Below are 13,152 nucleotides of genomic sequence, written 5' to 3'. Positions count from 1 at the left end.
ATGATGGCTGGCCAGTATGAAAAAGCAATAACGATAAAACAAGCGATAGATTCAATTAATTTACGCCACTATCTTCTGCCTGCAATTCAGAGGAAGTTCGTCTGGAGCAGCAGTCAAATATGTTTGCTGTTTGATTCCATCATGCGAGACTACCCGATAAACTCTTTCATGATGTGGGATATCCGTAGTGCCAGTATTAAAAATGATTACAAATTCTATGAATTCCTGAAAGAATACTGTCAGCGATTTAATGAAGAAAACCCCTGCGTAGCAACAAATGCTGGATTTCATGATTTCAAGGCGGTGATTGACGGTCAGCAGCGTCTCACATCATTATATATTGGATTGTGTGGAACGTATGCGTATAAACAGCCCCGGGTGTGGTGGCCTTCGGCACAGGATGATCGCATCCTGCCGCCCAGAAAGCTTTACGTCGATTTAACAGCGCCACTTAAGTCAGACGACGAACTCATGATGAAGTACAACTTCAGGTTCCTCACCGACAAGCAATACGCTGATTCACTTACAGACAACAAACATCACTGGTTCTGCCTGCACGAAATATTCAAATACGAGCAACATGATTCTCCGGATGATATTTTATTTAACGTTGTCGAACCAGAACTCGAAAAAAGAGGACTCATTTCCAGTGAATTTTCCAGAAAAACATTACTGAGACTTTATACCAAGATAAGAACTGAAAATCTTATCCACTACTTCAATGAGAGCAGTCAGGACATTGATCATGTGCTGGATGTTTTCATCCGCACGAACAGCGGGGGGACAAAACTTGAGTTCTCCGACTTACTGATGTCAATAGCGGTAGCGCACTGGCAGGGTGATTTCAGAAGAGAACTGGATGAACTGACAAAAAACATTTATCAGAATAATGAAATGGGGTTTTATATTGAAAGAGACTGGTTCTTAAAAACCAGCCTGATGCTTATTGATTCTGACGTCCGGTTCAAAGTAAAAAACTTCACTTCAGAGGAGGTCGGTAAGATACAACAACAATGGTCTGAAATAAAATCCTGTATCAAGGAGACCTTTATTCTTATCAGGCGATTCGGCATCAATCCACAGTCTTTGATATCTAAAAATGCAGTCATTCCTGTGGCCTACTGGCTTTACAAAAAGCAAACCAGTGGACATCCATTATATACAACGATTAACCTCCTGAATAAAAACCACAATGAACGCTCAGTAATTAGCCAGTGGTTTTACATGGTACTTCTGAAAGGGATCTTTGGAAGCCAGGCCGATGCGCTACTCACGAGCATCAGAGATGTAATGAAAAATAGTCTTTCAGATATTCATTTCCCTCTTGAGAAGATTATTGACAGATATAAAGGCTCGAATAAGGACCTCAGATTTGACGACGAATACATCGAAAGCCTTCTCAATATCAGATATGGCGAAGGTCGTTGCCGCGCACTATTGCATCTTCTGTTCCCTGAAATGAATCCGACCGAGGTGTTTCATATTGATCACCTTCACCCAAGAAATCACTTCTCAAAGAAATATCTTGAAAGATTAGATTATGTTGCGAACTCACCAGAGAACCTCAGCTTTTATGAAAACCCGGAACACTGGGACACCATACCGAATCTTCATTTACTGAATCATTCTCAGAATATAAGTAAACAGGATACTTCCCTGAAACAATGGCTATCTCATTCATCAAACAACTATACGCCATCAATGTTGTTAGTTTCAGATGACAATATTGAGTTCAGTCGCTTCCCGGAATTCTACAATGAGCGAAGAAACGCCCTGAAGCAAAGACTGCTGAATCGGGTATTTCTTACAACAAAAATAGATTCATCACCATCCACAATGGATACGGATGAAGAAATTTTCACCGACTGAACGTTCAGCCCCGATAGTATTGGGGCTTCAGTATTTATCGTCAGCACAACGTTTCTACTGGCCTGACTGAAAGAGCGCTGCTTACACAATCGGGCAAACTGTAGTGGTCAACAAAGCCTGTCATCAATATGAAATTGCGATAAAATTGGGCCAATAAAAGTAGTTAAGAATCATACAACAGGATACAAAATGACAAGCCTTCAGCAGCGTGCCGAGCTACACCGTCAAATCTGGGCCATTGCCAATGATGTCAGAGGCTCCGTAGACGGATGGGATTTTAAACAGTATGTACTCGGTGCACTTTTCTATCGCTTCATCAGTGAGAATTTTTCCAGCTACATGGAAGCAGGGGATGAGAGCATACATTATGCAGCACTTGATGACAGCATCATTACCGATGACATCAAAGACGATGCCATCAGGACTAAAGGCTATTTCATTTACCCGAGCCAGCTGTTCTGCAACGTTGCCGCTAAAGCGAACACCAACGACAGGCTGAATGCTGATTTAAACAGTATCTTCGTCGCTATTGAAAGCTCTGCCTACGGCTATCCGTCCGAGGCCGACATCAAAGGCCTCTTTGCCGATTTCGATACGACCAGCAATCGACTGGGTAACACCGTCAAAGACAAAAACAGCCGTCTTGCTGCCGTTCTGAAAGGCGTTGAGGGGCTAAAGCTCGGGGATTTTAATGAGCACCAGATTGACCTGTTCGGTGATGCCTACGAGTTCCTGATTTCAAACTATGCGGCGAATGCTGGGAAGTCTGGAGGGGAGTTCTTCACGCCACAGCATGTTTCAAAACTCATTGCACAACTGGCTATGCACGGACAGACTCACGTCAACAGAATCTATGACCCTGCTGCTGGCTCTGGCTCCCTGCTGCTTCAGGCGAAGAAGCACTTTGATAACCACATTATCGAAGAAGGTTTTTTTGGTCAGGAGATAAACCATACAACGTTTAACCTGGCGCGTATGAATATGTTCCTGCATAACATTAACTACGACAAATTCGATATTAGACTCGGTAATACTCTGACTGAGCCTCACTTTAGCGATGAGAAACCGTTTGATGCGATTGTCTCTAACCCGCCGTACTCGGTTAAGTGGATTGGTAGTGACGACCCGACCCTGATTAACGATGAGCGTTTTGCTCCTGCTGGCGTACTGGCCCCGAAATCAAAAGCTGACTTTGCGTTTGTGCTACATGCGCTAAACTACCTGTCAGCTAAAGGGCGCGCAGCAATAGTTTGTTTCCCCGGTATTTTCTACCGTGGCGGTGCAGAGCAGAAAATCCGCCAGTACCTGGTCGACAATAACTATGTTGAAACGGTGATTTCTCTGGCACCGAATCTGTTCTTCGGCACCACCATTGCCGTTAACATTCTGGTGATGTCAAAGCACAAAACAGATACCCGCGTTCAGTTTATTGACGCCAGCGGGTTGTTTAAGAAAGAAACCAATAACAATATCCTGACTGATGGTCATATTGAACAGATTATGCAGGTCTTTGCCAGCAAAACAGACGTTGACCATTTGGCGAAAACTGTACTTCAAGAAACAGTTGCTGCCAATAACTATAACCTGTCAGTCAGCAGCTACGTCGAAGCCTTGAATACTCGCGAAATAATTGATATTTCCGAACTGAATGCCGAGCTAAAAATCACCGTCGGCAAAATCGAACAGTTACGTAAGGATATCGACTCAATTGTGGCAAAGATTGAAGGTGACGAGGCGCAATCATGAGTGGGTTGAACTTTCTGAACAAATTGCTGGATGGAGTTGATGTTGAATGGTTGTCACTGGGAGAGCTTGGCGATTTCATACGTGGCAATGGACTACAGAAAAAAGATTTCGTTGAAAGTGGTTTTCCAGCAATACATTACGGTCAGATTTATACAAGGTATGGGTTATCAGCTGATAAAACATTTACTTACGTGCTTCCAGAACTAGCCAATAAGCTGAGAAAGGCTCAAAAAAATGACTTATTGCTAGCAACAACATCAGAAAACGATGAAGATGTAGTAAAACCTTTAGCCTGGCTTGGCGATAACGTTGCTATTTCCGGAGATATGATGTTATTTCGCCACGAGCAAAATGTTAAATATCTCGCCTATTTCTTCCAGTCCGAAATATTTCAAACACAAAAAATGAAATATATTACTGGAGCTAAAGTCCGACGGGTTTCCAGTGGCGATTTATCTAAAATTAAAATTCCAATTCCCTGTTCAAACAATCCAGAAAAGTCTCTGACCATCCAGTCTGAAATCGTCCGAATTCTGGATAGATTTACTGCTCTTACAGCTGAGCTTACAGCTGAGCTTACCATGCGAAAAAATCAGTACAACTACTATCGTGACCAGTTGCTTTGTTTTGACGAGGCCGAAGTTGAGTGGAAAACGCTAGCTGATGTAGCAATATTAAGACGCGGAAGAGTCATGTCTAAAGGGTATCTCGAACAGAATGCAGGAGACTACCCCGTTTATAGTTCCCAAACCGCAAGAAATGGGATGATTGGCTCAATAGATACTTACGACTTTGATGGTGAATTTATTAGTTGGACAACAGATGGTGCAAATGCTGGAACGGTTTTCTACCGTACAGGGAAATTCTCCATCACGAATGTTTGTGGGCTAATCAAAATTCATGAAAATTATCCAATTAGCTATAAGTATCTTTACTATTGGCTTTCAATAGAAGCCCAAAAGCATGTCTATTCAGGTATGGGTAATCCTAAGCTAATGAGCCATCAGGTCGAGAAAATTACTGTGCCTATACCCTTCCCGGCATCACCAGAGAAATCAATGCTCGAACAACAGCGAATAGTCGGAATTCTGGACAAATTAGAGGCTATAACATTCTCATTGACTGAAGGCTTACCTCGGGAAATCGAGCTGCGCCAGAAACAGTACGAATACTATCGTGACTTGCTGTTCAGCTTCCCGAGACCAGAAACCGCCAGCAACTGACGGACTATTGATACCGGCAGGGTTTGTTCTCACCCGCCCGGTATCAGGCTTTACGAATGCCGGAAGATGCTTCTGATACCCTTCCGGGCTTTGCCAGATGACGCACAGGATGCACCATGACACAACAGACACACACGATTGCTGAATCCAATAACTTTATCATCCTTGATAAATTCACCAAAGTTCTGGAGACTGGTGACAGCTACCAGAGCGAATCGGACCTTGAGCGGGAGCTGATTCAGGACCTTCTTAATCAGGGTTATGAGTTTATCTCCGTTAAGTCACCGACTGCGATGCTGGCGAATGTGCGGGACCAACTTCAGCGTCTTAATGGTGTGGTGTTTAACGAAAGTGAATGGCGGCGTTTCGCAGAGCAGTATCTCGACAGCCCCAGTGACAGCAGCCTGGACAAAACCCGTAAAATCCATATCGACTATATCTGTGATTTTACGTTTGATGATGGTCGTCTGGAAAACATCTATCTGATAGATAAAAAGAACCTGCTGCGCAATAAGGTGCAGGTCATTCAGCAGTTTGAGCAGACCGGCTCACACGCTAACCGTTATGACGTCACCATTCTGGTTAACGGCCTGCCGCTGGTGCAAATCGAACTCAAAAAGCGTGGCGTGGCGATTCGTGAAGCCTTTAACCAGATACACCGTTACAGCAAGGAAAGCTTTAACAGCGATAACTCCCTGTTTAAATACCTGCAACTCTTCGTGATTTCCAACGGGACTGATACCCGGTATTTTGCCAGCACCACTAAACGGGATAAAAACAGCTTTGATTTCACCATGAACTGGGCGAAATCGGATAACACCCTGATAAAGGACCTGAAGGACTTTACCGCCACTTTCTTCCAGAAGCATACCCTGCTGAATGTTCTGTTTAATTACAGCGTGTTTGATAGCAGCCAGACACTGCTGGTCATGCGCCCCTATCAGATTGCCGCCACTGAGCGAATCCTCTGGAAAATTAACAGCTCATTTAAAGCGAAGAACTGGTCAAAACCCGAAAGCGGTGGATTTATCTGGCATACCACAGGGTCAGGAAAAACCCTGACCAGCTTTAAGGCCGCACGTCTGGCAACCGGGCTGAACTTTATTGATAAAGTCTTCTTCGTGGTCGACAGGAAAGACCTCGATTACCAGACCATGAAGGAGTATCAGCGCTTCTCTCCGGACAGTGTGAATGGTTCGGATAATACAGCAGGCCTCAGAAGAAACCTGGATAAGGATGATAACAAAATCATCGTCACAACCATTCAGAAACTCAATAACCTGATGAAAGCCGAAGCTGACCTGCCCGTCTATCAACAGCAGGTGGTGTTTATCTTTGATGAGTGTCACCGCAGCCAGTTCGGTGAGGCCCAGAAAAACCTCAAAAAGAAATTCAGACGCTTTTATCAGTTTGGTTTTACCGGTACGCCTATTTTCCCGGAAAATGCACTGGGGGCAGAAACCACCGCCAGCGTCTTCGGACGTGAATTACATTCTTACGTAATTACTGATGCGATTCGTGATGAAAAAGTGCTGAAGTTTAAGGTGGACTATAACGATGTCCGCCCACAGTTTAAGTCTCTTGAAACGGAAACAGACGAGAAAAAACTCAGCGCGGCTGAAAACCAACAGGCATTTTTGCACCCCCTGCGTATCCAGGAAATAACGCAATACATTCTCAATAACTTCCGGCAGAAAACGCACCGAACCTTCCCGGGAGCTAAGGGCTTTAACGCCATGTTAGCAGTTAGCAGCGTGGACGCGGCGAAAGCTTATTACACGACGTTTAAAATGCTACAGGAAGAAGCAGAGAAGAAATCTGGCAGCTATAAATGCCTTCGGGTGGCAACCATCTTCTCCTTTGCTGCAAATGAAGAGCAAAGCGCCATTGGTGATATTACTGACGAAAGCTTTGATACCAGCGCGATGAACAGTAGTGCGAAGGAATTTCTGGATGCAGCCATTGATGACTATAACGCCTGCTTTAAAACCAATTTCAGCACTGACAGTAACGGTTTCCAGAACTACTACCGCGATTTAGCTCAACGAGTGAAAAATCAGGATATTGACCTTCTCATCGTGGTGGGAATGTTCTTAACCGGCTTTGATGCTCCGACACTGAACACTCTGTTTGTTGACAAAAACCTGCGTTATCACGGCCTGATGCAGGCATTTTCCCGGACCAACCGTATCTATGACGCAACCAAAACTTTCGGCAATATCGTGACTTTCAGGGACCTGGAGCGTCCGACCATTGATGCCATCACACTATTTGGCGACAAAAACACCAAGAATGTGGTGCTGGAAAAAAGCTACGAAGAGTACATGCAGGGCTTTACCGATGCGGCAACCGGCGAAGCTAAACGAGGTTTTATGGCTGTTGTCTCTGAGCTGGAGCAGCGCTTCCCTGACCCTGCCAGTATCGATAGTGAAAAAGAGAAAAAAGCCTTCGTCAAACTGTTTGGTGAATATCTGCGGGCAGAAAACATCCTTCAAAACTATGATGAATTTGCCACGCTGAAAGCCCTGCAGAAGGTTGATATTAGTGACCCGGAAGCGGTAGAAACCTTTAAAGCAGAGCACTATGTGGATGATGAAAAATTTGCTGAATTACAAACCATTCGCCTCCCTGCCGAACGTAAAGTTCAGGACTATCGCTCAGCTTACAATGATATCCGGGACTGGCAGCGACGCGAAAAAGCATCAAACGACAGGGATAAATCAACTACAGACTGGGATGACGTGGTGTTTGAAATTGACCTGCTGAAGTCGCAGGAAATTAACCTGGATTACATCCTTGGTCTGATTTTCGACCACAATCGTCAGAAAAAAGGTAAAGAAGCCCTGACTGAAGAGGTCAGACGCTTAATCCGGTCAAGTCTGGGCAACCGTGCCAAAGAAGGTCTGATTGTTGACTTTATTCAGCAAACTAACCTTGATGACATGCCGGACAAGGCCAGTATCATTGATGCATTCTTTACCTATGCTCAGCGTGAACAGCAGCGGGAAGCGGAAGCGTTGATTAAGGAAGAAAACCTCAATGAAGAGGCTGCAAGGCGTTACATCCGCACATCACTCAAACGGGAGTATGCTACCGAAAATGGCACTGAGCTAAATGAGACGCTACCAAAGCTCAGTCCGTTGAATCCTCAGTACAAAACGAAAAAGCAGACTGTATTCCAGAAAATTGGGGCGTTTATCGAAAAATTTAAAGGGGTTGGAGGACACCTCTAGTTGCCAGATAAAAGAACAATGCGCCACCGCAATTTATAGGTAAGATTGTATCTTTTAAACTGCGTCAGACCTGTACGATCGATGAAGCGCTGGTTAATGTTAATGCTAACTGGATGAATTTTTAACGTACATTCAAACAATTAGCGTCCAGAACTTACAGAAACCAGTGCTTGATTTTGGATGGTAAAGTACTGAATGGATGTATCACAGGAGAATACTTATGAGCGTAACTATAAAAGACGATCGACTATCGCGACCTTTGATGGCAAGACCTTGAAAGATGATCGACTGAGGACCATCGCGACGTTTGATGGTAAAGCCCTAAAAGACGACCGACTCCGCACCATCGCTACCTTTGACGGTAAAAGCCTGAAAGACGACCGACTCCGCACCATCGCAACATTTGATGGTAAAACACTTAAAGACGATCGACTCAGAACCATCGCGACAGTTAATGGTAATGTTAGTATTGTTGTTTTGGCGTTTGCTGCTCGGCTATTTTAGGGCTAAGAGCCTATCTCAACAGAGATTAATACTTTACCCAAAAGATATAATATCAGTATCTAAAAGCCTGCACCGTCTGATTTTTAGTCATTGAATCGCGAGAACGGGAGATAATTTCTCTTCTATGGGTATAGGCTCATAATGGTAGGATTCTGGTAGCTTCGAAACACCGTATTTAAGCAATACTTAAGTCATGAAGAACCAAACTTAAACATTTTTCTCAAGGTAAACCAGTAAAAAACTGTTAGTGCTGATGGATCGTTTGGGCTCTTTTAAAGGGATTGAAAATCCCCGTGTCCTTGGTTCGATTCCGAGTCCGGGCACCACTATTCAGAAGAACCCGCCTATGGCGGGTTTTTTGCTTTCAGGGTTCTGATCGTTCTGTCCACAGCGACTCCTACCCTACCTCATCACGCCAGTTAAACCTTTCAGTGAGACCACGATGGTACTGCAAAAAATATAGCGGTATCAGGCACACCTCTTTTTCTGACGTGCTTAACCGTAGGCCAGATTTGAGTAATTTATCTGAACAACCTTGGGCACTGAACCAGCGGATGAAGGAACCGGGCATAGAGTAGCCAGGATTCTGCAGGTAGCGAATAACCCGATCGCGTTGCAAGGTACGCACATTCATCCCCAGGGGCTGGAACTGGTCGCCGCCTCGATATCTGAAGCAAACGCCAGGGAGTAAAGGCCAACCTTAATCTACAATTGCCATCATACCGAGCAAATAGTGAGTCAACGAGGAATCTGGATGGTGAAAACAAAAATCATACAGTCAGCGCAGGGGGCTCATGCCTATCCGTTGCTGATCAAGAGCCTACTGCTGTCGGGTGGGCGTTCTCATCCCGAGCGAGAAATCGTCTACGCCGATAAGCTCCGTTACGACTATCGTACCCTCAAACAGCGCATTCATCGCCTGGCAAACATGCTGACAGCGGCCGGTGTCATGCCTGGAGACACCGTCGCCCTGCTAGATTGGGACAGCCATCGCGCCCTCGAGTGCTTCTTCGCGGTACCCATGATTGGGGCCGTGCTGCACACGGTGAACGTCCGCTTCTCGGCGGACCAAATCGCTTACACCATGAATCATGCCGAGGACAACCTGGTACTGGTGCACGACGACTTCTTGCCGGTTGTCGAGTCACTGGCTGAGACGCTGACCAGTGTCCGGGGATACATCCAGCTTAGCGACGAAGAATCGAAGGCGACCAGCCTGCCGGTACTAGGGGAATATGAGAACCTGCTCGCCGCAGCGGGAGAACTCTTTGACTTCCCCGACTTCGATGAAAACTCGATAGCTACCTTGTTCTATACCACTGGAACCACGGGCAATCCCAAGGGAGTCTACTTCAGCCATCGCCAGTTGGTCCTGCACACGCTCAATGAGCTGGGTCTCCTGGCTGCCCACGAGGGACAGTCGCTGCTACGATCGAACGATGTCTACATGCCGATCACCCCTATGTTCCACGTGCATGCCTGGGGCGCTCCTTATGTCGCAACAATGCTGGGTGTGAAGCAGGTATACCCCGGTCGTTACGAACCCAACAAACTGGTGCGGTTTTATCACGATGAGGGTGTGACCTTCTCGCATTGTGTGCCAACCATTTTGCAGATGATCCTTGAGTGCGAAGGAGCCACGCAGACTGATCTGTCAGGATGGAAGATGTTACTGGGTGGCAGTTCACTGTCCCTTGGACTGGCGACACAGGCCCACCTTAGGGGCATACGCATTCACGCCGGCTATGGCATGTCTGAGACCTGTCCCCTGCTCTGTATGACCCACTTAAGCGATGCCGAGCTGGCCCTTCCCATGGATGAACAGTTACCCCTGCGGATTCGGACCGGCCTGCCTGTCCCGTTGGTGGATCTGCGTATCGTCGATGGCGAAGGTCGGGAGGTGGTGCACGACGGAGAAGCCCTGGGCGAAATAGTGGTGCGAGCCCCTTGGTTGACTCAGGGCTACCTGAAGGAACCCGAGAAAGGAGCTGAGCTATGGAATGGCAGTTGGCTGCACACCGGCGACATAGCCTCTATCGATCCCCATGGAATAGTGGAAATCAAGGATCGCATCAAAGACGTAATCAAGACGGGCGGTGAGTGGATAAGCACGCTGGAGCTTGAGAGCCTCATCAGCTCACACGCGGCGGTCAGGTCGGTAGCCGTCGTCGGGATACCTGATGAGCAGTGGGGCGAACGCCCCCTGGCTCTGGTGGTTTGCAAGGAAGGGGAGGACCTGGAGCCGCAAGCCATAGCGACATATCTACAAGGATTCGTCGACCGCGGCCACATCACTAAATGGGCGATCCCACGACAGATAAGGATAGTCCCGGATATTCCCAAAACCAGCGTTGGCAAGATCAACAAGCGCCTGATTCGGGAGCTCGAAGCCAGCAATGGGAAGGATATCATTTAAGCGATCTGTCGCATTCACAGCGTAAGGTTAACAACAGTCACACTGCTTATATTTCAGGTAGCTTGCCGATATCAATGCTCTGCCGGGGAACTCACCGTCCCCGGGCGGATGCTGATCCCCCCTTTAGCAACATGGGGTTCTGGTCGATGTCAGGTCCTGCTGGACGAAAAACCCGTCCTCAGCGCCTTCCATCCAGCCTGATCATTTACCTAAATCTGCTTTATTCAACAACGCCAGATTCACCCTCACTCATGCTTTCTTTGCTTTGAATAAACCGCAGCGCTAAATAAAGGTCTGGTGCCAGAATCATGTCGTCGTCTTTCATTGTCGGTCGACTCTCTTTAAACCAGCGTGTTAACTCCGTTTTCCGGCCCGCAAGAATTAACTTAATCTGCCGCCCCTTCAGGTCCCGTTTTAACTCATTAATGGTTGCCAGGACGCTGATATCTGAATAGGTAAAGCAAGAAACGGCGTCAATGACCACCCATTTAGGTTGTAGTACTGCACCATCGACTAAATTCAAAACGCGGCGCTTAAAATAGGCCACATTAAAATAGGTCAGCGGTGAGTTAAATCGGTACATCAACACGCCAGGGATCATTTTCACATCAGTTGAATTACCTAATGAGTGAATCATCCCATTTTCGTCAATTCCCAATAAGTGTTCAGTAGGACGAAAAACTGTGCGCAGGAACTGCAACAGACCCAGCAATACCGCAAGGCCGATCCCCTGAATAACACCAATAATCAGAACACAGCCAAAGGTGAAGAACGCCAGGCGAAATGCGGGTTTATTTCTTCGCCTCAGATTCCAGAGTCCGCGTAAATCAATCAATGACCACGATGCATAAATTAGAACAATGCCTAATGCAGATACCGGAATAAATGGTAATGGCTGCGTGAAAAATACCACGACAATTCCGATGATTAAGGCTGCAACAACGGAAACCAGCTGGCTTTTCCCTCCGGTGGAGTCATTTACCGCAGTCCGGGAATCGGCTCCGCTAATCGCAAACCCCTGAGATAAGCCAGACATCAGATTCGCAACACCCAAAGCCCTGAACTCAGCATCAACATTTATTTCGTATCCATTTTTCGCGGCAAAACTGCGAGCGGTTAGCATCAGGCTAACAAAACTGACTAATGCCAGGTTCAGCGCAGGGATCAATAAATCACGCGCCAGACCAGGCTGAAATGAGCCCCAGTGAACAACAGGCAAACCAGACTGGAAGCCCGATCCCCCAATAGTGGCAATACCATACTGCTGTGCAGATGTGATCCATACCAGCGCCGTTGTTATCACAATTGCAATCAACGGTGCTGGCCATTGGCTACGAAACGTTTTGATAGCTATTAAAATCGCTAACGTTAGGATGGAGATCCCTAAGGTTAATAAATGAATTTCCGAGAGTCGGCCTGGCAGGGCAATAATCTTCTCTATCACTTGCTCTTCATCAAGCGTAATCCCCAGCACCTTACCGAGTTGCCCGACAATAATCGTCACGGCAACACCATTAAGCAGCCCCGTTAGAATGGGATGAGAAAGCAGATCAGCAAGCGCACCCAGGCGAAACTTACTGGCAAGTAGACACCATCCTCCCATCATCACGGTCATGACGATTGTTAACTGCCAGTGGAGTTCTGGATTTCCGGCAGAAAGAGGAACCACAACTGCCGCAATTACCGCGCAGGTCGTGGCATCAGGGCCAACAATCAATTGGCGGGAAGAACCAAACAGTGCATAAGCTAGCATTGGCAAAACGCAGGAATATAACCCGACGATAGCCCCGACTCCCGCCAACTCAGCGTAAGCAATCGCAACCGGTAGTGCTACGGCAGCAACGGATAACCCGGCTTTAACATCATGTTTTAGCCAGCTTTTATCGTACGCTAATAAATTTTTTAGACCCGGCATGTAGTTTAATACCATTTTTCCGAACACTTTATTCTCCGGATTGACCCTTACTAATAGATAAAGGTACACGTAACTGCCGCAGGAGATCCTGATATTTTCGGGAGGTAATACAGATAATTCAGATTGGGTGTTTATCGCGTATGCCGCAGAATGGCTTGTGTTATGGAGGCTCAGGATATTGCTTTGCACCCGATGGTGCTGCGATGTGCGTGATGCGCTGCGCTTATCAGGCCTGCACAATACGTT

7 protein-coding genes are annotated in these 13,152 nt (G+C 46.5%); 6 read left to right on the top strand and 1 reads right to left on the bottom strand.

The window, feature by feature from the left end; translation table 11 throughout:
* The 6 genes from E6P06_RS05915 to E6P06_RS05890 all read left to right on the top strand — a co-directional run bounded on the left by E6P06_RS05915 (nt 1) and on the right by E6P06_RS05890 (nt 10,991).
* On the top strand, nt 1-1,869 hold the full coding sequence (locus E6P06_RS05915; RefSeq protein ID WP_231912278.1) for a DUF262 domain-containing protein: 1,869 nt from the start codon (nt 1-3) through the stop codon (nt 1,867-1,869).
* 189 nt (nt 1,870-2,058) lie between these two features.
* Complete coding sequence (locus E6P06_RS05910; protein WP_103015406.1) at nt 2,059-3,615, top strand: type I restriction-modification system subunit M; 1,557 nt, start codon at nt 2,059-2,061, stop codon at nt 3,613-3,615.
* Nucleotides 3,612-4,838, top strand: coding sequence for a restriction endonuclease subunit S (locus E6P06_RS05905; protein WP_099531359.1), 1,227 nt, complete (start codon nt 3,612-3,614; stop codon nt 4,836-4,838). Before E6P06_RS05910 ends, E6P06_RS05905 begins: the two co-directional genes overlap by 4 nt.
* Nucleotides 4,839-4,954: 116 nt before the next feature.
* Nucleotides 4,955-8,071 carry an HsdR family type I site-specific deoxyribonuclease gene (locus E6P06_RS05900; protein ID WP_099531361.1) on the top strand — a complete coding sequence of 1,039 codons (3,117 nt, stop codon included), beginning with the start codon at nt 4,955-4,957 and terminating at the stop codon, nt 8,069-8,071.
* Between the two features lie 195 nt (nt 8,072-8,266).
* On the top strand, nt 8,267-8,575 hold the full coding sequence (locus E6P06_RS05895; RefSeq protein ID WP_231912279.1) for a hypothetical protein: 309 nt from the start codon (nt 8,267-8,269) through the stop codon (nt 8,573-8,575).
* Nucleotides 8,576-9,329: 754 nt separating this feature from the next.
* Nucleotides 9,330-10,991 carry a fatty acid--CoA ligase gene (locus E6P06_RS05890; RefSeq protein WP_139935038.1) on the top strand — a complete coding sequence of 554 codons (1,662 nt, stop codon included), beginning with the start codon at nt 9,330-9,332 and terminating at the stop codon, nt 10,989-10,991.
* A gap of 220 nt (nt 10,992-11,211) precedes the next feature.
* Here E6P06_RS05890 and E6P06_RS05885 read toward each other — a convergent pair whose 3' ends face one another.
* On the bottom strand, nt 11,212-12,933 hold the full coding sequence (locus E6P06_RS05885) for a SulP family inorganic anion transporter (protein WP_139935895.1): 1,722 nt from the start codon (nt 12,931-12,933) through the stop codon (nt 11,212-11,214).
* Nucleotides 12,934-13,152 lie beyond the last annotated feature (219 nt).

It is taken from the genome of Citrobacter sp. CF971, from assembly GCF_006385635.1.
Classification (GTDB): Bacteria; Pseudomonadota; Gammaproteobacteria; order Enterobacterales; family Enterobacteriaceae; genus Citrobacter; species Citrobacter freundii.
This window is presented reverse-complemented; position numbering and strand designations above follow the sequence as displayed.

Bases quoted from the DNA above. Each gene is read 5' to 3' on its own strand.
- E6P06_RS05910 (WP_103015406.1), top strand. From the start codon at position 2,059: ATGACAAGCCTTCAGCAGCGTGCCGAGCTACACCGTCAAATCTGGGCC.
- E6P06_RS05905 (WP_099531359.1), top strand. From the start codon at position 3,612: ATGAGTGGGTTGAACTTTCTGAACAAATTGCTGGATGGAGTTGATGTT.
- E6P06_RS05895 (WP_231912279.1), top strand. From the start codon at position 8,267: ATGGATGTATCACAGGAGAATACTTATGAGCGTAACTATAAAAGACGA.
- E6P06_RS05915 (WP_231912278.1), top strand. From the start codon at position 1: ATGATGGCTGGCCAGTATGAAAAAGCAATAACGATAAAACAAGCGATA.
- E6P06_RS05900 (WP_099531361.1), top strand. From the start codon at position 4,955: ATGACACAACAGACACACACGATTGCTGAATCCAATAACTTTATCATC.
- E6P06_RS05890 (WP_139935038.1), top strand. From the start codon at position 9,330: ATGGTGAAAACAAAAATCATACAGTCAGCGCAGGGGGCTCATGCCTAT.